At 49.8% G+C, this 20,727-nt stretch carries 17 protein-coding genes; 6 read left to right on the top strand and 11 right to left on the bottom strand.

Going from position 1 to position 20,727, the window contains the following annotated elements; genetic code table 11:
• Nucleotides 1–35: 35 nt before the first annotated feature.
• The 7 genes from SPIBUDDY_RS01110 to SPIBUDDY_RS01080 all read right to left on the bottom strand — a co-directional run bounded on the left by SPIBUDDY_RS01110 (nt 36) and on the right by SPIBUDDY_RS01080 (nt 6,657).
• Nucleotides 36–1,301, bottom strand: coding sequence for an ATP-binding protein (locus SPIBUDDY_RS01110; protein WP_013605916.1), 1,266 nt, complete (start codon nt 1,299–1,301; stop codon nt 36–38).
• A gap of 264 nt (nt 1,302–1,565) precedes the next feature.
• A complete protein-coding gene (locus SPIBUDDY_RS01105) occupies nt 1,566–2,936 on the bottom strand; it encodes an ATP-binding protein (RefSeq protein ID WP_013605915.1) in 1,371 nt (456 codons plus the stop codon).
• Between the two features lie 301 nt (nt 2,937–3,237).
• Nucleotides 3,238–4,263 carry a selenide, water dikinase SelD gene (selD, locus tag SPIBUDDY_RS01100; protein ID WP_013605914.1) on the bottom strand — a complete coding sequence of 342 codons (1,026 nt, stop codon included), beginning with the start codon at nt 4,261–4,263 and terminating at the stop codon, nt 3,238–3,240.
• Nucleotides 4,264–4,265: 2 nt separating this feature from the next.
• Entirely contained in the window at nt 4,266–4,496 is a 231-nt protein-coding gene (locus SPIBUDDY_RS01095) for a putative Se/S carrier protein (protein WP_013605913.1), read from the bottom strand.
• Entirely contained in the window at nt 4,493–4,702 is a 210-nt protein-coding gene (locus SPIBUDDY_RS01090; protein WP_013605912.1) for a sulfurtransferase TusA family protein, read from the bottom strand. Before SPIBUDDY_RS01090 ends, SPIBUDDY_RS01095 begins: the two co-directional genes overlap by 4 nt.
• A gap of 5 nt (nt 4,703–4,707) precedes the next feature.
• On the bottom strand, nt 4,708–5,763 hold the full coding sequence (yedE, locus tag SPIBUDDY_RS01085) for a YedE family putative selenium transporter (protein WP_013605911.1): 1,056 nt from the start codon (nt 5,761–5,763) through the stop codon (nt 4,708–4,710).
• Nucleotides 5,764–5,838: 75 nt separating this feature from the next.
• Nucleotides 5,839–6,657 (bottom strand): DUF2238 domain-containing protein, encoded by an 819-nt coding sequence (locus tag SPIBUDDY_RS01080; protein ID WP_013605910.1) that lies wholly within the window; start codon nt 6,655–6,657, stop codon nt 5,839–5,841.
• A 393-nt stretch (nt 6,658–7,050) separates the two neighbouring features.
• On the opposite strand from SPIBUDDY_RS01080, the gene SPIBUDDY_RS01075 reads away from it, so the two are divergent.
• A complete protein-coding gene (locus tag SPIBUDDY_RS01075) occupies nt 7,051–8,562 on the top strand; it encodes a sialate O-acetylesterase (protein ID WP_013605909.1) in 1,512 nt (503 codons plus the stop codon).
• 100 nt (nt 8,563–8,662) lie between these two features.
• Here SPIBUDDY_RS01075 and SPIBUDDY_RS01070 read toward each other — a convergent pair whose 3' ends face one another.
• The 4 genes from SPIBUDDY_RS01070 to SPIBUDDY_RS01055 form a co-directional block, all read right to left on the bottom strand.
• Nucleotides 8,663–9,244 carry a type IV toxin-antitoxin system AbiEi family antitoxin domain-containing protein gene (locus SPIBUDDY_RS01070; protein ID WP_013605908.1) on the bottom strand — a complete coding sequence of 194 codons (582 nt, stop codon included), beginning with the start codon at nt 9,242–9,244 and terminating at the stop codon, nt 8,663–8,665.
• A 76-nt stretch (nt 9,245–9,320) separates the two neighbouring features.
• Nucleotides 9,321–11,330 carry a hypothetical protein gene (locus SPIBUDDY_RS01065; protein WP_013605907.1) on the bottom strand — a complete coding sequence of 670 codons (2,010 nt, stop codon included), beginning with the start codon at nt 11,328–11,330 and terminating at the stop codon, nt 9,321–9,323.
• A 17-nt stretch (nt 11,331–11,347) separates the two neighbouring features.
• Complete coding sequence (locus SPIBUDDY_RS01060; protein ID WP_013605906.1) at nt 11,348–12,637, bottom strand: Gfo/Idh/MocA family protein; 1,290 nt, start codon at nt 12,635–12,637, stop codon at nt 11,348–11,350.
• A gap of 101 nt (nt 12,638–12,738) precedes the next feature.
• Entirely contained in the window at nt 12,739–13,575 is an 837-nt protein-coding gene (locus SPIBUDDY_RS01055) for an AraC family transcriptional regulator (protein WP_013605905.1), read from the bottom strand.
• 191 nt (nt 13,576–13,766) lie between these two features.
• Between SPIBUDDY_RS01055 and SPIBUDDY_RS01050 the strand changes: the two genes are divergently transcribed.
• The 5 genes from SPIBUDDY_RS01050 (at nt 13,767) to SPIBUDDY_RS01030 (ending at nt 20,715) form a co-directional block, all read left to right on the top strand.
• Nucleotides 13,767–15,245 carry an extracellular solute-binding protein gene (locus tag SPIBUDDY_RS01050; protein ID WP_013605904.1) on the top strand — a complete coding sequence of 493 codons (1,479 nt, stop codon included), beginning with the start codon at nt 13,767–13,769 and terminating at the stop codon, nt 15,243–15,245.
• Nucleotides 15,246–15,329: 84 nt separating this feature from the next.
• Nucleotides 15,330–17,426: a glycoside hydrolase family 3 C-terminal domain-containing protein gene (locus SPIBUDDY_RS01045; protein WP_013605903.1), complete on the top strand. Its 2,097-nt coding sequence runs from the start codon at nt 15,330–15,332 to the stop codon at nt 17,424–17,426.
• A gap of 14 nt (nt 17,427–17,440) precedes the next feature.
• Entirely contained in the window at nt 17,441–18,364 is a 924-nt protein-coding gene (locus SPIBUDDY_RS01040) for an ABC transporter permease (protein ID WP_013605902.1), read from the top strand.
• A gap of 10 nt (nt 18,365–18,374) precedes the next feature.
• Nucleotides 18,375–19,250 carry a carbohydrate ABC transporter permease gene (locus SPIBUDDY_RS01035; RefSeq protein ID WP_013605901.1) on the top strand — a complete coding sequence of 292 codons (876 nt, stop codon included), beginning with the start codon at nt 18,375–18,377 and terminating at the stop codon, nt 19,248–19,250.
• 196 nt (nt 19,251–19,446) lie between these two features.
• Nucleotides 19,447–20,715: an ATP-binding protein gene (locus SPIBUDDY_RS01030; protein WP_013605900.1), complete on the top strand. Its 1,269-nt coding sequence runs from the start codon at nt 19,447–19,449 to the stop codon at nt 20,713–20,715.
• The last annotated feature ends 12 nt before the right edge of the window (nt 20,716–20,727 follow it).

Below are 20,727 nucleotides of genomic sequence, written 5' to 3'. Positions count from 1 at the left end.
ACGATCAATAAATCCATAGTAAAGTTGAGACAGAGTTAAGTCCCCAAACATCCAATAGGAACAACGAGAATACCGTCAGTTCTGATATAGGCTATGTCAGTTGCTGTAAGCACCATGAGGAAGGAGGGCTTTTTCATACCATGCTGGGTAATGAGCGAGTTGAGCTCAAGCAGGTGGGCAGCGCCTTCGTCTATCCGGCTACCACCCAACTTACATTCAATAAGTGCATATCGTCCATCCCTAAGATGGAGCACACAATCACATTCAAGTTCATACCTGTCATGGTAGTAGGAGACTGTTCCTCCGAACTGTTGTGAATATATCCGCAAATCCCGAATACAGAGTGTCTCGAAAACAAAACCCATATACTCGAGGTTATCAAGCAACATAGCCTGACTTAGGCCTAGTGCTGCAACAGCGAGAGAAGGGTCGACAAACTCTCGTTTCGAGCGTGACCGAATAGCAGTTTTGGAACGAATTGCCGGATTCCAGGCAGAGACATCCTCTATAACATAAAGCCTTTGCAATGCATTAAGATACTCATAAAAAAGAGATTCAGAAAATGATATATCATTTTCTGAGATATCTTTGATTATACTCTCATTAGTAGCCAGGGTCGAAATGTTCCGTGCATAACTCCGAAGAAGAGCATGCACACGGCCTGGATTTTTTTGAGTCTTTGTGGTTTTTGAAAGATCGCTTTCCGTCAAAGAAACAAGATATTCTTGTGCTATGAGTCCTGCAGCTCTTTCAGATTTACCAATAGAAGCTGGCCACCCTCCTCGAACCATGACATACGCTAATTGAGGTATTGTCAAGCTGGATGATATCCCCGATTCAAACGTCTTACCAAGAAACAAAGAAGATAAGGAAACCTTTCCACTAGAATCTCCAGATTCCATGAGACTCATCGGCCTCATAGTTAACCTACTAATTCGTCCAGTTCCAGAATGACGCTGATCATCATCAACGGGAACTGTAGAGCCAGTTAAAATAAACAAACCTTCAGCTTTCAACTCATCAACTTGCAGCCTTACTGCATCCCAGATTTGCGGAACAAGTTGCCATTCATCGAGAAGCCTTGGGTTATCTCCTTTCAGCAATAGTGATGGATCAATTTCTGCCATCATCTGGTTGGATGCCCCAGTTTTAGGGTCTTGAAATCTAACAATACTCTTTGCTTTCTGCTCTGCGGTGGTTGTTTTTCCGCACCATTTCGGTCCGCGGATATAAACAGCTCCAAAAGTTTCCAAGTATTCTTCTAATAATGTATCAATCACACGAGGAAGATATTGGCTCATTTTTTCTCCTGCTCTGGCTATTACATCATACTATCCCACAGAAACTTAATCAATAAAAAAAGAGACTTTTGCGGTAATCCACTGGAGACTTTTGCGGTAATCCACTGGAGACTTTTGCGGTAATCCACTGGAGACTTTTGCGGTAATCCACTGGAGACACTTTTGCGGTAATCCACTGGAGACTTTTGCGGTAATCCACTGGAGACTTTTGCGGTAATCCACTGGAGACTTTTGCGGTAATCCACTGGAGACTTTTTGTACCTGTCAAGAAAAGTTTTCAAAGGCCGCCCATAGCATATAAGGAGGAATTCTTATGATGTCATCAACTACCGAGAAATTTTTTGGATGAATGATCATCTGATACTCAATCTTCCTACCAAACACTTCCTTGAATCTTCCTAAAGATGTAGACGTGTAATTTTTCGATGATTTAACCTCTATTGGATTAATCCTGTAATTGGTTTTTCGTTCATTTGAAATCAAAAAATCTATTTCAATGTCATTTCGATGCCTTTCATTACTATACCTTGTGTAGAAGTACAGTTTCCTTCCCATGGCAGTAATCATCTGCGCAATAGCATTTTCATACAGCATCCCTTCATTCAAGGAAAGCTTATCATTCAGGATTTCTTTATATAATTGCTGGTCAGCGATTTCGTTTTCACTGAATGCCAAGGAAGTCAGCAAACCGGTGTCACCCATATAACACTTCACATAAGAATCATTCTTGTTAAGGGCCAGACCTACATTTGGATCATTACACTTGTAGCAGAGATTGCACATCATCGAGTCTTCCAGCCAGAACAGAGGCTCATCATACATACTAAAACGACCATCTTTCTCGAGTTCATTCAAAACAATCCTTTTCTCATGCGTTGAAAGATAAGCTGGTATGTTTTCAAATACTGCGGATACTCGTGAGCTGTATTTTTTGGCCGCTTTTTTGATGTCATCGCGATATAGCGAAAGGATATCCCGCTTCTCAATGTCAGCAGCCTCAAAATCCCTTCCGTTTGAAGCAAAAGCTACAATAGCCTGCGGCATTCCCCCGACAAGAAGATACTCTTTGAAGAGATGCATTGCCTTGCTATGGAATCTCTGTTCTAGTGGCACTTTTCTCCTATAGCAGTCGCCAATATATTCCAGCAGAATACCTTCACCCATATACATCATGAATTCTTTAAAATCCACAGGATGCATTGTAATCTTTCTTTCTTCCGAAGGCAGGGTTATCCCTTCTACATTCTCCCTAATGGAAATCAGTGAGCCAGTTTCTATGTAATCATATCTTCCGTCTGCAACAAGATATTTAATGGCTTCCCTTGCCTTTGGAAACTTTTGGATTTCATCAAAAATTATCAAGGATTCTCTTCTGTAGAGTCGCTGATTGTATTCCAGCATAAGAGTCTGAAAAAAGAGATCTAGGTTATTCAAGTCATTAAAACAATCTTTGACTTTCGTGCTTGCTTTATTGAAATCAACCATAATGAAGGATTTATATTCATTCTTTCCTATTTCCTCTACCACAGTAGATTTCCCAATTCTCCTTGCTCCTTCAATTAAGAGAGCTTTCGTTCCATTGGCCTGCTTCTTCCACTCAAGGATTCTGTTGTATGTGTTTCTTTTAATTTCCATCAGGACATCCCCCCGGCTTCAATCCTGTGCTACACGCAAGGTAATATTATCACAAAAACCCGCTACACGCAAGGTATTAATCTTTACATTCCACCGCTATGCGCACATTGGCTGGAAAGAGCAAGGCCGATGAGAACGCAACCTCCCCGGGATTTGTGCTGGAGGAAATTCAAGTAAGATATACAGACCACTGGAGTAAAAAATAAGGGCTCGACGTATCGAAACCCTTCTTCCTACAGTCCGAAACCCAGCACGGCAATTATGGATATACTGCCCCGAGAAGCAATGCTTACCCGACTTATCACACAACCAACAACGGAGATTCTGCATTCTCTACCACCTCACCTATGATCGGATAGCCTGTTTCTTGGCTATAAGCCAGGCCATCGGCCTTGCTCATGCTCAACAGCAATCCTCCGGAGGTCTGGGGATCGTAGAGTATGTCCTCCAGTTCCTGCTCGAGTGTTCTTTGGAATTGGACTGAGCCTTGCAGGTACTCTCGGTTGTTGTAGAGCCCTTCTGGGTTCAAGCCCATGCTTGCATACTCCAAGGCTTCCTCTATCACAGGGATGCTCTGAGCATTGAGAAGCAGGGTGACGTTACTGGCTGTTGCCATTTCCTGAGCATGGCCCAGTAGAGAAAAGCCGGTAATGTCAGTGGCAGCATGCACGTCTTTGGTTCGAGCAGCCTCATAGGCAGCCTTGTTCAGGGTAGTCATGCTTAAGACGGCTTTCTGTTGGGCTGTCTTGCTTGCAAGGCCTGCCTTCACTGCCGTGTTGACAATGCCCACACCCAAGGACTTGGTGAGAATGAGCACATCCCCAGGCTTACTGCCATGGTTTGCCCAGACCCTGTCTTCAGGGGCAAAGCCGGTAACACAGAGCCCATACTTGGGAGTCGGGTCGCTGATCGTATGCCCGCCTGCAATAACAGCCCCGCTCTCTGTAACCTTGCTTTGGCCGCCCAGCAGAATCTGTCTAAGAACAGAGAGGTCCAAACAGGAGGGAAAACAAACCAGATTCAGTGCAACCTTTGGTTCTCCTCCCATGGCATAGATGTCACTGAGGGCATTTGCAGCCGCTACCTGACCAAACAGGTAGGGGTCGTCGACCATGGGAGGAAAGAAGTCGACAGTCTGCAGCATCACCAGGTTATTGCCTATCGGCAGGCGGTACACACAAGCATCGTCACTTCCTTCAAACCCTTCCACGAGGTCCGGGCTATGCATCCAGCCTATACTGTCCAGTACTTCATGCAACAGCTTGGGAGGCAATTTGGCCGCACAGCCGCTGGTTTTCACCATCTGGGTGAGTTTGACTGATTCCATTACTACACTTCCTTCACGTAGTGCGTGCCTTCCTGTCTAAAGACTGCTTCCAAATCTGCAGGGCTAAAACCAATGTCCCAGCCCTCGCCCTCATACCAGGCACAGGTGCCGCAGGAGGAGGAAAGAGTGCGGGGAACCGGCTTGAGGGTGCAGGCTATACCCTGTGACTTGGCATGGGATCGGAACTGCACAGCTCCCCAATGGTCGTAGAAGGTGGCGATGTACTGCTTCATAGCTTTTTCAGTTCCAACGACCAGCCGTACGCTGTCTTGGTATCGCTTACCGAGAACTTGGCTGCCTTTGCATAGCGGCTGACGTTCTCCTTGGCGGCGATGGTGTCCACCAACACCTGAAGCTCTGTTTCCTTGGTATCGATGACTTTCTTGGTCTCTATGACCGGTTGGGGGCAGGAAAGCCCGCGGGTGTCTACTATCTGCATGGTAGTTAGCTCCTTGTTTGTTTTCTCATCACGGCAAAGGCAATGAGGGTTATGACAGCAAAGCCGATGAGAGTGGCAATCTTTCCTGCGGTGGTGGCTCCTTGGGCTGAGGAGGCAAGCCCAAAATTATGGCTTACTGCAGCTCCTGCGAGAAAGCCCAATACCGTAACGGCACTATCGCTGTTGCCCTCTCCTGCCAGAATGGTCTGGCGCAGGGGGCAACCACCGAGCAGTACCGATCCGTAGCCGACCAAGCCCATGCCCAAAAAGTTCCACAGCCATTGGGTATGGGCGATGGGTTGGCCGGTAAAGCCCAGCTTGAAGGAGCCGGTGGTCAAATTGAGCATGAGGGCGGTTACCAAGACTGCGGCCGAGCCTAGCAGCAACGTAGGATCCTTGAAGAGGAAGAGGTCGCGAATGCCTCCAGCCATGCACAGCCTTGTACGCTGGGCGAGAGAGCCTACGATAAGACCTGCGAGTAGAGAGATGAGAAGGGGGGCATGCTGGCTGCCCGGTCCTGAGGTGCTTGCCTTCAGAAGCATGGGCAGGAACAGGACAATACCGACAAGCACAAAAGCCGCCATGCTGAATGCACTACCTTCCGCCCTGGACTGGGAATAACTGCGTCCAAGGCTGAAGCCCTTGTTCAGGAGAATCGCTCCTACCCCGATTCCTGCTGAAAACCCAACGAGGCCTACCAACGCATTAAGATCGCCGCCGGCGAGGCGAAGAATCATACGGAAGGGACAGCCGAGAAACACCAACGCCCCGATCATGACAAAGAAAGCAATGATGAAACGCAAAACAGGAGAGGAACCTCCCCTGCTCTTGAACTCGCCTTTGAGGGAGCTGATCAGAAACGAGCCAAGAATTAGGCCCATGATCTCGGGGCGGGCATATTGGACAGGAGCCGCTGCGTGCAAGCCCAGTGAGCCTGCAAGGTCTCGATAAAAACAAGCGATGCAAAAGCCCATGTTGGCGGGGTTGCCCAAGACAACCAGGCCGACTGCTATGATTCCGAAAAGACTTCCTGCTACGATAAGGTTCCGCTTTTCCTGCATGTACCACTCCACAAATCTGTTCTGATTTGTAGTTAACCATTATTTGTTCATTAATGCAATGGAAAAGTTGCTGGGCTATTCGTTTGTTGTATTCTGCTTCTTATCGACCAAAGTGGGGATGAAGCGCTTGATGAAGGAAGCTTTTTTGGAACGGTACTTGAGATAGAAGAAACCAGCCACACAAAACACCAGAGCTCCGATGAAGTTGACAAACAAGTCCTTCATGGTGTCGATAAGGCCGATGTCCAAGTACCCTCCGACCCCGAGTTCCTTGCCGTTGACCATCACGTTCTCAATGCCTTTGATCACCACGATCTTTTGGCTCTTGGTTGGGTCGAGCATGACCGAACGCAGGGTGGTTACCACGGTATCCTTCTGCATGTCCATACCGAAGAACATGTCCATGGAAAACTCAAAGAACTCCCAGACCACCCCGATGGTCATGGAGAAACAGAAGGCTACAATAGCAACAAAGAGTGGGGAGAGGCGGATTGAAAAGCGCTCGCTCTGATTGAGAATGTCCACCAATGAGAAGCCGATGGCTGCTGCAAGAAAGCCGTTGGCTGTATGCAGCACCGTATCCCAGAAGGGATAGGTCACATAATAGGAGCCCATTTCCCCTAGGATTGCAGCAGCATAAATAAAGAAGAGAATGATGTTTTCCAGCGTATCGGGAATGTCGATACGGGTATTGGTTTCAATAAGTGAAGGGAGGGAAAAGAGGATGAGCGTCAGGATGCACAAGAACACGTTCTCGTAATTCTTGTTGAACACCTGGGCGATAAGGATGAGAATGACGATCAAGCGCAACAGATAATGCACGATGCGCGCACTGTCACGCTGGACGATCATCTGTTTCAGACTTTTCTTGTCCGGTCGCTTCCATTTCTTCATATCGCTATACTGCAGGCAGATCTACTTGAGGTCAAGAGATGAAATACCAGCGAGTACCAAGTGTAAAAATAATACTTGAACGCTCGGGAATCATAGCGTATAGTATGACACAAGAGGAACCAACGTTTCCTCAAGCAGACAGGACTGAAAATCCAGTTGGTGTGTTGGTAACCATCAGATGACCAAGGGAGGGACTAGAAATCTCTCCCTTGTGCTATTTGTGGGGGTAACTGCGCCAATAGGGGCATGTAGCCGCGGTTGCCTATGTCCAACTGCTATCGGCCAATTAATTCGGGCAAGTTCGTTTGTATCTGCTCCCACAACCTTTCTCTCTGTGCTATTGTCAAAAAAATCGTTGCTAGCGTTACTGCCGGTGGTACACAAGGGAGAAACATGAGCGCTCTGTCTGTTACTACGATTTTCAGCAATGGGATGGTTCTTCAACGTGGCAAAAGCATTCCTGTTTTTGGGACTTGCCAGACAGATGAACTGATAACGATCACCTTTGACGGGAGTAGCTATACCTGCATCCCGAAACAAGGGAAATGGAAACGATATCTGCCGCCTCATGCAGAAGGCGGACCCTTGAAGCTGGAAATTGTTCAGGGCGACAGCACCCTTACCATTGAGGATGTTCTTGTCGGCGATGTATGGCTTGTCGGGGGACAGTCGAACATGGAGTTTTTCGTTCGGTTTGAAAAACACTATGAAGAGACATTCGCCTTGAGGAACAATCCCCTGATACGCATGTATACCTGCCCAAGAATAGCCTATGAAGGCCACACGAATCTTGTGTATGGCTCGGATTACGGGTACTGGTTCAAACCCGATGACAAGGCACTTGAAACGTTCTCCTCCCTTGGTTTTTGGTATGCAACGATGCTGCAGGAATCATTGTCTGTTCCCGTTGGAATCGTATCCTGCAATTGGGGAGGGACAAGTGCCTCTACGTGGGTTCCCCAAGAAGCGCTTTGTGAGTCTCCGTTGCATGTGTATCTGGACGATTATGCCCAGGCTATACAGGGAATCGCTCGTGAGGAAATCCGCAAGAAAAGTATCGACGGCTGGAACTTCCAACTTGACCCCGATCATTTGGTTGAGTGGGCAAAAGTCATGTATGGAATCAGCAGGGAAGCCCAACTCAAGAGAATGGTTGACAGCAAGGATGATCCCATAGTTCCGATGGGACCATGGAGCAAAAACCGCCCAGGAGCCCTCTTTCATACCATGCTTGAGCCGATCGTGCCCTATGGGATCAAAGGGGTGCTCTGGTATCAGGGTGAAAGCGACCATCATCATGCATCGTTGTACTCAGCGTTGTTTTCTAAACTCATTGCTGTGTGGAGAAATGCCTGGAATGAGGAACTTCCCTTCCTGTTTGTCCAGTTGACGTCATACGATAGGTGGCTTACCTCAAACGGGGACATGTATCCTGAAGTGAGAAGACAACAGGAAAAAGTGGCCTCACAGGTCCCTGCCTGTTGGATGGTAAGCTGCATGGATATCGGCATGCAGTATGATATTCACCCGAAAGAGAAAAAAGAACTAGCACGCAGGCTGTTCCTTCTTGCATTGGACAAAGTCTATAACAATCCTGTGCTCAGCGAATCCCCTGAGATTTGTACGGCACATTGGGAAGGAAATAGTAGTATTCTGTCCTTCAAAAACTGTGGATCGGGTCTGTATACCACAGATGGAGATTACAGCCTCTTTGAGATTCTCCAAAAGGACAGACCGATAATCATTCACTCAATCGAAGTTGCAGACAACCAGATACGCATACAGTCGAACGCCGAAGGGTTTGTCAAAACCATGGTGAATTATGCTTGTGTACCGTACGGTAAAGTTACCATGTTCAATGCATCAGGCTTGCCTCTCAAGCCGTTTTCCATTTCTTTTGCGTGATGCTAAAAAATTCGTAGTGCTGTACCACCATACAAAGCTGCATGTTGGAAAAAATCTGTCTGTGAGAGGATTTGGAGAACAACCTCCTGGATTTCCTCATTCATTGTGCATCCCTCCATCGAACCAGTGTCTTCAGCGTTGTACTGCGATACAAGGGAACCAAGGATTGGATGACGTGCCAATCCATTTGCATGATGGTTTCTTCTTCCAATCGAAGGTCATCGAACAACAGGGCCTGTAGAGCGTTCCTGCTTGTAACAGACCTGATCTTATAGAGTGTGTCGAGCAATGCTTTCTCCTTGGTAGCGAGGCGAAATCCATGGCCTTGCTCAATTGCTGGTTCAACAGCCCAAGGAAACACTGCTTCAGGAATATACAAAAAACTGTAACGGCCGAAGGGTGTATCGAAGCGCTTCTCCTTCTTCAGTTGAAACCCTGCGCTTTTTACTTCAAACACGCGCTCGGGTATCATCTGGTGATATGCCAGTGCCGTCTCGAATGAGATGTAGCAGGGGCTATGAATCATGGAAGCTGCTGCGAGCTTTGGGTCTGAAAGCGAGTCGGCATACACAGTACGGACTATCTGAATGATCTCGCCTTTCTTGATCATCTGCGTAAGCTTGGACTTTGGGGAGGCATATGAGCGTAGCTCGTACATGACATAGTCACGAGTTTTAAGCATTTTATCTCCTCTAAGTACGATTATATCATACTTGAAGGAGATAACAGCTTATCTGATTTGCTGCATGACAAGAGCCTCAGCTTTCAATCCACCTGGGGAAACAGAACTCGCCGCGGTAGTTGGAAGCATTGTAGTGCGGGTACTTTATCGGGAGGTAGGTCCTTTCCCGCTTCGGCTGTTCTGCGTCCTGGGTATAGACCCAAAGGCTCTTCAGGTCCCAGACTACGATCTCATCACGCTCATCCCCGGTAATGTCCAAAACCTCGCAGCAAAGCTCGGGATGGCCGTCGTCGGGGAATGCAACTACCCTATCCCCTTGCCCATCCATCAGGCCGCCATGCTCTGTGCTTGCACTGAGCAGCACCAAGTCCTGTCCCGACCCATCCCAGTTGACCGGGGCGATGACAGCACCGTTACACCTGAGCTCCCGGGACCAGAGTTCCTCAGCCTTGCAGTTGTGCATATACAGGATTCCCTGGCTGCCCCAGTAGGTGGTGGTAAGGATCTCAAGGCCTGTATTGTGGGGTAGGTAGTTGCCTACGCTGATTCGCTGTCCGTGGCCGTTTATCGTGCGCTTCAGCATAGTCCCGTCGGGCTTGAGGAGCATGAAGCCCTCCCAACCGGATACTATGGCAATAAGGTCTGCATGCTCGGGATCTATCGGACCGATGACAATCTCATCGGTGTGGTCGATGGATATCGGCAGCTCCCAGGCAAGCTTGCCATCAGAGTCGATCATATTATAGCAACTGAAAATCTCGTCCTTGCCATCACCATTGAAGTCATAGGCATAAGGGAAGTGCCCGGTATTGTTATGGGTGAACGACCACACCAGGTTGAACTGATCGTCGTAAATCCACAATCGTGCATAGCGGTCCTTGATCAGCAGGTCGGAGGGCCGGCTCTTTCCCGTCACATTCACAATCCTGATCGCATCCACATTCAAGCGCTCGAAGGCATGGTGGCCGAACTCCACCCCGCACAAATCATTGGCGGGCTCCTCGTTGATCGGGGTGCTCATCTGCTTCTTCACTTCCCCGGTTCTGCCATCGAGAATGAAGAGCTTGAAGTCCCACGAGGCGATGACTTCGTCAACGCCATCGTTGTCGATGTCATAGACTTGGAAGGGAAGATCGGTGGTAAGCTGGACCACATCAGCATCCTCTCTGGGCTCTCCGAGCTGCCATAACACGGCACCTGTTTGGATGCTTACTGCCGTCAGGCAGCTGATAACCGGATAGCGGTCCTTGTAGACCCGTCTCTGGTTCTGCGCCATGACAAAGAAGAGCTCCTTTGTTCCGGTAAGGTGGCCGAAGCGAATCTGTCGGCCGGCTCCGAAGTTCTGCAGGTCGATCTTCCTGTCGACTTTCAGCTGAGGATAGAGAGTTCGCTTCTCTTGGATGCGCTGTTGCTCTTTTGCTTTCTGTTCAGTAAGTCTGTTCTGTTCAGCCCCGGTAGCCTTCACTTCGACCTTGGCATACTGGGTGGGCATGCACCCGCATAGTGCAATGGCACCGTTTTGGTAGCGGTCATCCTCAACACTGAGCACTTCTTTTTCATTCAGGCTGACGGTGATCATGTTGCCCTGTACGGTGATGGTAAGATTCTGGTACTCCTGGGTCGACCAACTCAGCGCTGCCTTCTTGAGGGTTGTGCGCTGGGTAAGGTCGATTTTCTGCACCTCAAGACCCTCTTGGGTAAAGAAAATCCCATAGTGCCTGAGGCTGCTCTGATAGCGCACCAACACTCCACTGAAAAGTTCTTTTGAAAGTGGGCGCAGGCGAAATGAGACTTGGTAGTCCTGCCACTTCTCATCACCGGCTACCAACGTGGGAAGCGTACCCTTCTCAACCGGTTCCTGAATGCGGGAGAGCTCCATCATATGGAATCCGTCCATCAGGGGGTTGGTAACCACCCAGGACGGTCCCTTGTAGTTGTAGTTCGCAATGGGGTCATGCCACTGCCCCTTGTATCCGACTTCGGGAAAGTAGTGGTACTCGCCCATGGCCGAGTGATCACTGTCGTAGGGGAAGGCTCCCAAGGGGAAAGAAGAGAAATCTTCTGAAAAAAGCGTAACATCGTACACGAATAGGCTCCTTGTCCCTACCAGTGAAGGAGGGTGTCAACATCAACGGGCTGGCCGCTGGCAATACTCTGATTGGCTGCAATGCCGGTGAGAATCGAGCGCAGTCCATCGGTGTGGTCTGCACTGCGCTTCAGCGGATCGAAGGGAGGGTTGTCCAGGAAAATGTCGTCGAGCATGGTCGGGTCGCCCCCGCCATGGCCGCCTTCCTTGGTCTGGACTTCAACTTCATAGGGAGAATCGAGAAGAGGACAGACCCGCACCTTGTGGAACACGGTGGCTCCCTCATCACACTGCTTGCCCCCTGCATTGATATACGGCTTTTCGAGGGCCGTATACTCAAGGCGGCCTTTGCTGCCGTTTATCGCCACATTGAACCCTTCCCAGGGCAGGTAGGAGTTCAGCGAGTAGGAAAGCAATGCCCCGCTTTTATACTTAACCAGTACGGCCATGGTGTCCTCGATGCTGATGTCATCGGAGAAGACTGAACGGTCACGGATGTAGCCGCTCTCCTCTTCTGCATCGAGATAGAGGCCTTTGAGGGTGGGATTGCTTGCAATATCGATGGCAAACGGGTCGCCCTTGGCAGCTTCGCTGTTGTGGCAGCGATAATAGAACTGTTCAACACCCCGCTTCTGGGCGGCAGCCTGGCCATAGAAGTTCAACGCCCCGAAGGCAAACACGGTTTTGGGCTGGGTGCCCAACCAGAAGTTGACCAGATCGAAGTGATGGGTTGACTTATGGACCAACAACCCTCCGCTGTTGATTTTGTTGCGGTGCCAGCGGCGGTAGTAGTCGGCTCCATGCTCGGTATTGAGCAGCCACTCGAAATGCACCGAGTATACATCCCCGATAACACCGCTGGCGATGAGCTCGCGGACCTTGGAATGGTGGGGTGCATAGCGATAGTTGAACGTAACCCGGATGGATTTCCCAGAGCGCTTCTGGGCATCCAGAATTGCTTGGGCTTTCTGGCTGTCGGTGGTGATGGGTTTCTCGCAAATTACATCACAGCCTTTTTCCATGGCACGGATGATGTATTGGTCGTGGATTCTGTCGACGGTGGTGACAATGATTACATCGGGCTTCTGCTCGTCGATCATACGGTCGAAATCCGTATGTTTGTAGGTGGGAACCGGGCTGTGGTTGCACTTTTGTACCAACGTTTTATTGGAAAAGTCCATCCGTACCTGGCTCATATCACAAAAGGCCACCAAAACACTGCTGTCCTTATACCGTGTGGCGATCGCTTCATAGAACATACGGGCCCGTCCTCCGGTCCCGACTTGGGCATATCGCTTTTTTTCCATAGCCACACCTCCTGTTCATACACTGTTTGCACAAAAGTATACGTCCTCAAAGCGTGTTTGTCGTTGGCAGAATGCCTCTAGAAGTTATCCTTTTTCGTAGATTAGTAGTCGGTACGAGTAGTGTATCTCACCTTCTCGATATACTCCGAAGGGGCGATGCCTCCATGCTGTTTGAAGAAGCGCGAGAAGTACTGTAGGTTCTCAAAACCCAGGTTGTACCCGATCTCGCTGAGGGAAAGCTCGGTGTTCTGAATCAGCGAAAGCGAGCGTTCAAACTTCACCAGGTTTATGTACTTGATGGCAGAAAGACCGGTCTGCTTCTTAATGACGCGATAGAGGTAGTCCTGGTTGTAGCCGCACTCGCCTGCCATTTGGGCGAGGCTGAAGGAAGCCCCGATATGGGATGCAATGTAGGCATCGACACTGTCCAGCACTTCGCTTTTGGTAGCTAGGGAGGAGCGTCGCAGCTGGTGGATCGGATTCGATTCATAGATGGGCAGGGAGTGTTCAAGGCAAAGGCGGTTCATGGAGAGCAGGCACTCCATTAAAAGGGCTGAGGACATAGAGCGATAGTGCAAGGGTTTACGTTGACCTTCCAGCACAATGCGGGAGAGCAGCATATACAGCTGGTTCTCCCGGTCACGAAACTTCGTGTCTATGCCCCCCAGTACTTCCTCAACACTCTCATCAGCCGAGGTAAACTTCACTTCGAGCATTTTCGCCCCTTCCTTGCTGGTTGCACTGAAGGCGTGGTAGCGGCCTTTCCTGCAGAAGACTATGTCCCCGCTTTGCAGGTCATAGCTCTGGCCGTCGAAGTAGTTGCGCGCAGTCCCGGCATAGACGAGTTGGATCTGGTAGTCGTCCAGATGGTGGTGCTCGCTCTTGCCTTCCCCTTCTTTATAATAGAACCTTCCCGATGAGGTAATGCGCACATACATACTCGTTCTCCTTGCTCTGGTCGAGGTGGGCTTTATAGGGTAGTATCCTATAAAACAATTGCTTTGAAGAACAAGACCGTATCTACGAAAAAGTATAACTATTTCTCCCTTTCTGCTAACGACTGGAGAAAAAAGGACCCCTATACTACCTACAACTGCTCATTGTGAGCAAACCTGAGAGGAGGAATCCCATGCTGAACACCAAGCGTTTACTGCTTACCCTTGCAACCCTGCTACTGTGTCTGACTGCCGTTGTGGCTGCAGGACAGAAAGAGAGTGTCGTTGCTGAAATCCCGACCCTTACGCTCGCTACTGCCGACAACACCTACGGTCTGAGTACCGACCCGGAACTTCAGGGAGCCATTACCGCCCTGATCGAATCGAAGACCGGGACGAAAATCAATCCCATCATCCCCCCGCTTGCTTCCTACACCGACAAGCTTGCCACCCTGGTAAACAGCGGCGACATCCCTGACTTGTTCGTCGTAGCCCAGGCAATGACCAAGATTCCGACCATGGTAGCCCGTGAGCAGATTCTTGATTTGACCGACTACATCAAGAACAGTCCCGCCCTTTCCAAGCTCGATCCCAACCTGTTCAAGGACCTGCAGATCGACGGCAAGACTTACTTTGTTCCCTACAACTACCCCAAGAGCAAGGCCATCTTCATCCGTAAGGACCTGATGGAACAGTATGGTGTCAAGCTTTCCAATACCCCGACCGCCGAAGAGTTCCGCACCGAGATGGCAAAATTCGTCGGCAAGGGTATCATTCCCTTCAACTTCCCCAAGTGGGTCGACAACTTCCAGTTCTTCTACAACTCCTTCGGAGCATGGGGCGGTGTCTACCTGAACGACGGAGCTTTTGTTGATGGGTTCCAGACCCAGCAGATGAAGAACGCCCTCGCATACCTGCGCCAGCTGTACGCCGATGGTGTGTTGAACCAGGAGTTCATCACCACCGAGAACAGCGGCATGCGTGAGAAGACCTATACCGGTCAGGCTGCTTCTTCCATTGACTATGTAACCAACTATATCAACTACGTACAGAACACCACTGCGGCGAAAAAGTACACCGAGATGCACTTGATCTACAAAATCGTAGGTCCCGAGGGCTATGGCGGAAGCCTCAACGAAGCCACCCAGACCGCCTTCGTTGTCTCTGCCAAAACCAAGAACCCCGATGCGGCGGTGAAGGTGCTGGAAACTATCGTCACCGACAGCGAAGTCTACCCCGCATTCTTCGGTATCGGGCTTGAGGGCATGCACTATACCTTGGATGCAAACAAGGCTATCGTGCCCAGCGCCAAGGCAGCCAACAGCGGATACAAGTATACGCTCAACTACCTCAGCGACTCGTTCATCGACATCGACATCAACAACCTGGCCTTTGCGCTCACCCCGGCATTGCAGCAGGGTCTGCCCAAGCAGATCGAGCACATCAAGGCTATGTCGGCCAACCTCGGCCCGAACCATGCCGCCGATGTCCCCGTTGGTGTTTCGGTAGCCTACGACCGCGTTGCTCCCTCGATCAAGAGCACCCGTGAATCCATCGCCACCAAGATCATCGTCGGGACTGTTTCCCTCGAGCAGGGTATGGCCGAGTACGAGAACTTCTGGAAATCGATCAACGGACCGAAGATTCTTGAGGAACTGAACGCAGCTCGCTAAGAGAAACGCGAACAACGACTGTTTATCGGTTTCCGGGTCTCCTCCTGGAAACCGATTCTTTAGATTGGGTGTGAAGAGGACTGTATGACTGCACGACAGAGAGCACAAGAGCTGGTAGAGCGCATGAACCTGCCTCAGATGATGAGCCAGTTGCGCCATGACGCTCCTGCCATCGAAAGCTTGGGTATTCCTGCCTACAACTGGTGGAACGAGGGCCTGCATGGCTCTGCAAGAAGCGGTACCGCCACCGTCTTCCCCCAAGCCATCGGCCTTGCCTCCCTCTTCGACCCCGATTTTCTGTATGCTGTTGCCTCTGTCGTCTCGACCGAGCAAAGGGCAAAATACAACCTCTTTACCCATGAGAACGACCGTGACATCTACAAGGGCCTGACCGTCTGGTCTCCGAATGTGAACATATTCCGCGACCCCCGCTGGGGACGCGGCCAGGAGACCTTCGGCGAGGACCCCTATTTGACAGCCCGCCTTGCTGTGGCTTTCATCAGAGGTTTGCAGGGTGAAGGCCCGGTACTCAAGACAGCATCCTGCGTAAAGCACTTTGCCGCCCACAGCGGGCCGGAACCCTTGCGCCACGGCTTTAATGCGGTGGTGGGCAAGAAGGATTTGGAGGAGACATACCTTCCCGCCTTTGCATCTGCAGTGAAGGAAGCAAAGGCCGATGCAGTAATGGGCGCTTACAGTGCATTAAACGATGAGCCTTGCTGTGCAAGCTCCTTTTTGATGGAAGAAACGCTTCGCCTCCGATGGGGCTTTGAGGGGATGTACATCTCCGACTGCTGGGCGATCCGCGACTTCCACCTCAATCACAAGGTTACCAAAAACGAAGAGGAGTCAGCAGCTCTAGCGTTGAAGCGCGGCTGCGACCTTGCCTGCGGCTGTGAATACCAGTCCCTGGAGAAAGCCTTCCAGAAGGGCCTTATCACCCGAGAGCAGATTAAAAAAGCAGCAATTCGGGTGATGACCACCCGTTTCAAGCTTGGGCAGTTCGACCAAGGCACGGCCTATGACACGCTTGGCCTTGAGAGTCTGGATAGTGATGAGCATGCTGCTCTTGCCTTTGAGGCATCGTGCCGCTCATTGGTGCTGTTGAAGAATGATGCTCTGCTTCCGCTGAAGAAGGAGGCTGTTTCCTGTCTTGCAGTCATCGGACCGAATGCCGACAGCCGCCAGGCATTGTGGGGTAACTACCACGGAACTTCCAGCCGGTATGTGACCATTCTGGAAGGCCTGAGGGACTATGTCGGTTCTTCTACCAGAATTCTCTACAGTGAAGGATCGAATCTGACAAAGAACAAGGTGGAGCGGCTTGCCAAAGATGACGACCGACTCAGCGAGGCTGTTTTCATGGCCAAAGCCAGTGATGTAGTGGTGCTGTGCCTGGGGCTGAACGAGACAGTGGAAGGCGAGATGCACGACGACGGCAACGGAGGTTGGGCGGGTGACAAGGACGACTTACGGCTCCCCTTGTGTCAGCGAAAGTTGCTGAAGGCAGTAGCCGAAACCGGTAAGCCCATTATTGTGGTGCTGCTCAGCGGAGGAAGCCTCGACCCTGAAATCGAGCAGTATGCCAATGTGAAGGCCCTCATCCAAGCGTGGTATCCCGGACAAGAGGGAGGCAAGGCGATCGCTCACCTGTTGTATGGCGCTTTGTGCCCATCGGGAAAGCTGCCGGTAACCTTTTACAAGGCCGAGGCAAAGCTTCCCCCCTTCACCGATTACTCGCTTATACGAAGGACCTACCGCTACTGCGATGATCCAGATGTGCTCTACCCCTTCGGCTTCGGCCTTAGCTATGCATCCTTCTCCTTCTGCCTGTCGGCAGCACAGGAGACTGAGCAAAACGGGGTTGCAGCAACTGTCTTGGTACGCAATACTTCAGCACTCGATGCAAGGACGGTGGTGCAGCTGTACCTTGCCATGGAAGGGAAGGACCTTCCACCCCATCCTGTGCTGTGCGGCATGAAAAGTGTGCATCTGAAAGCAGGTGAGGAAACTCAGATTACGTTCATCCTCGAGGAAAAACAGTTCACCGCTGTCCAAGAGGATGGAAACCGATATGCTGTACGTGGGGGATATACCCTGTATGCAGGGTCGAGCCAAATGGATGCACGAAGCAGGATGCTTGGTGCAGACAAACCAGCAACACTATGTTGTATTCGTTAAGAAGGAGTCATGCGATGGCAGACAAACCACTCGTTATTCGTACAAAACCACCGCTTTGGACACGGTTGAAGAGCCAGAAGTTTTTGCTTCTGATGCTCCTGCCGGGCTTGGTCTGGTACCTGTTGTTCAGATACCTGCCCCTTTTGGGACTGTCCCTCGGGTTCACCGACTATGGATTCCGCTCAAAGGTCTCGTTCGTGGGGCTGGAGAACTTCCAGCGCCTCTTGTCTTCGACAATCTTTTGGAATGCATTCCGCAATACCTTGGTGATAAGCCTGGCAAACATTGTGTTCTACTTCCCCGCACCCCTCATCGTTGCCCTGATGATCAACGAGTTGAAGAGTGTGAAGTCCAAGCGGTTCATCCAGTTCCTCATCTACATTCCCTACTTTTTCAGCTGGGTTGTGGTAGGAAGCATTTTCGTCAATCTGCTCTCCCCTTCCACCGGTTTGGTAAACAATATCATCACCAAGTTCGGAGGGGAGCCGGTCTACTTCATGGCAAGTGCGAAATTCTTCCGCCCGGTTCTGGTCAGTTCCTATATCTGGCGGCAAATGGGCTACGGGGCGGTCATTTATGTGGCGAGCCTGACGACGGTGCAGCCCGAGCTCTACGAGGCTGCAACCATCGACGGGGCCGGCCATTGGGGACAGATGTTGCATGTCACACTGCCCGGTATCCGCAGTACCATCGTAACCATGCTGCTGCTTAATCTCAGCCACGTGCTGTTGATCTTCGAACAGGTCCTGGTCATGTACAATGCAGCCGTCTACGATGTGGCCGATGTACTGCAGACGTACGTATTCCGAGAAGGGGTGCTTGCAGGAGACCTGGGGTACTCGATTGCCGTGGGTATGTTCACTTCGATTGTAAGCTTGACGTTGGTGCTTTCCACCAACAAGCTCAGCGCCCGGTTCCTCGACGAACCGATTTTGTAGGAGAAAGAGCATGAAACAAGCTACAACACCAAGTACGATCCGCGAGAGCGGAGGGCGTAAGCTCTTTCGGGTTATCAACACCCTGATGCTGGCCTTCATCTGCCTGATTTTCATTATCCCCATCTGGAACGTACTCATCACCTCGGTGGCCAAGGACGTCGATGTCATGGGTGCCGACTATCTCTTGATGCCCCGCTCCTTTACGTTAGAGAACTACTGGAGAGTGCTGAACAGCGGCTATATGGGTGCGTTCAAGAACTCTTTGTTCGTCGCCCTGCTGGGGACCGGACTTTCCATGCTGATTACGGTTCCTATGGGCTTCTCCCTTGCACAGAAGCATCTGGTGGGAAGGTCGGTCATCATGAAGGCCATTGTATTCACGATGGTCTTCGATGCGGGCATCATGCCGTTTTATATCGTTGTCCGCTCGCTGGGTCTTATCAACAGTATGGGAGCCATCATATTCCCGGTGGCGATCTCCACGTTCAATCTGATCATTATCAAGAACTTCATGGCCAGCATCCCGGTCTCGCTCATCGAGAGCGCCACCTTGGATGGTTGCAACGATCTGATGATTCTGCTCAGGATTGTACTGCCTCTTTCGGTTTCCATTATTGCGGCGGTTACATTGTTTTACTTTGTAAGTTACTGGAATAGATATTTTGAGGTTATTATGTTCATCAATGACAGCCGCAAGTACACCCTGCAGGTGGTCTTGCGCTCTCTGATGTTCGAGTCCGACGAGTCCCTCGGTGGTGGTCAGTATGTGTACAACAACCTGAAGATGGCAGTCATGGTACTGGGCATGCTTCCTGTTCTGATCATTTATCCGTTCGTCCAGAAACACTTTGTTTCCGGTCTGATGCTCGGAGGTGTCAAGGGTTGATACGGGGTAGGTTCTACTTCTGAGTTCTTCATAGTATCCCTTTGCAGGCCGGCTTCATACGAGGCCGGCCTGCTTTTTGTGTCCAATCTACCGAATAATTATCGTCCAATCTACCGAATGGATACTGTCCATTTTACCGAATTAAGTTGCTTGATCTCTTGTTATGCAATATCATATTGATACAGGAGGAATCCGTATGAAGGAATATCTACCAAGAGTTGCTGATAGCGTGTTGAACAATAAGCTTGAGGCAAAAGGAGCTGTACTTATTGAAGGACCTAAATGGTGTGGAAAAACAACTACGGCATTACAAAAAGCAAAAAGCGTAGTATTAATGCAGGATCCTCTTCATAAACAACAAAATCTAGCTCTGGCTGAGCTAAATCCTTTACAACTGCTCACAGGGGAGACTCCCAGGCTCATCGATGAATGGCAACTTGCACCTCAGTTATGGGATGCCATCCGTTTTGAAGTTGATAAGCGGGATGAATTTGAACAGTTCATTCTCACAGGATCTTCTGTACCGATTGCTGATATGTCAAATTCACACACAGGCACAGGACGCATAACAAGAATGACAATGCGACCAATGACACTGTATGAAAGCAAAGATTCCGATGGATCGGTATCCCTACGGTCACTGTTTGGACCAAGGAGTGATGTTTCTTCAGAGAGCAAAATTTCAATCGAAGAACTCGCTTTCCTCATATGTAGAGGCGGGTGGCCGAAAGCCATTGGTCGGTCGGAAAGAATTTCCTTGCAACAAGCTTTTGATTATGTGGACTCAATTATTGCTCAAGATGTATCTCGAGTTGATGGAATTTCGAGAGATCCACAACGCATGAAAAATCTACTCCGCTCATATTCCAGATTTGTCGCTTCTGATACAAAGATTACTACAATCCGTGATGATATGGTCGTAAATGATGTTGATACTCTTGATTATGATACTGTCTACTCATATATCTCTGCATTGAAAAAAATCTTTGTCATAGAAGACCTTCCAGCTTGGAATCCCAAACTTCGTTCCAAGACAGCAATAAGAACAACTGATACACGGCATTTTACCGATCCATCCATTGCAACCGCATCACTGGGTATTGGGCCACAGGATCTATTGGGAGATTTGCAGACCATGGGATTGTTTTTTGAAAACCTCTGTATACGTGATTTACGAGTTTTTGCTGAAGCTCTCGATGGGGATGTTTACCATTACAGAGACAAAACCGACTTGGAATGCGATGCAGTCATTCACCTTCGCAATGGCTCTTATGGATTAGTTGAAGTAAAGCTGGGAGGTAGCGCTATTGATATTGCAGCTGGTAATTTGCTGAAGCTTCAGGAGAAACTTGATACAGATCGAATGAAACACCCCTCTTTTCTCATGGTCCTAACAGGAACGAAGTATGCATATACACGAAAAGATGGTGTTCATGTAGTGCCTATCGGATGTCTGGGATTATAACAAGGCTTTCCA

It is taken from the genome of Sphaerochaeta globosa str. Buddy, from assembly GCF_000190435.1.
GTDB lineage: Bacteria > Spirochaetota > Spirochaetia > Sphaerochaetales > Sphaerochaetaceae > Sphaerochaeta > Sphaerochaeta globosa.
Note: the sequence above shows the minus strand (reverse complement) of the source record. Positions and strands in the feature narration are given on the sequence as shown.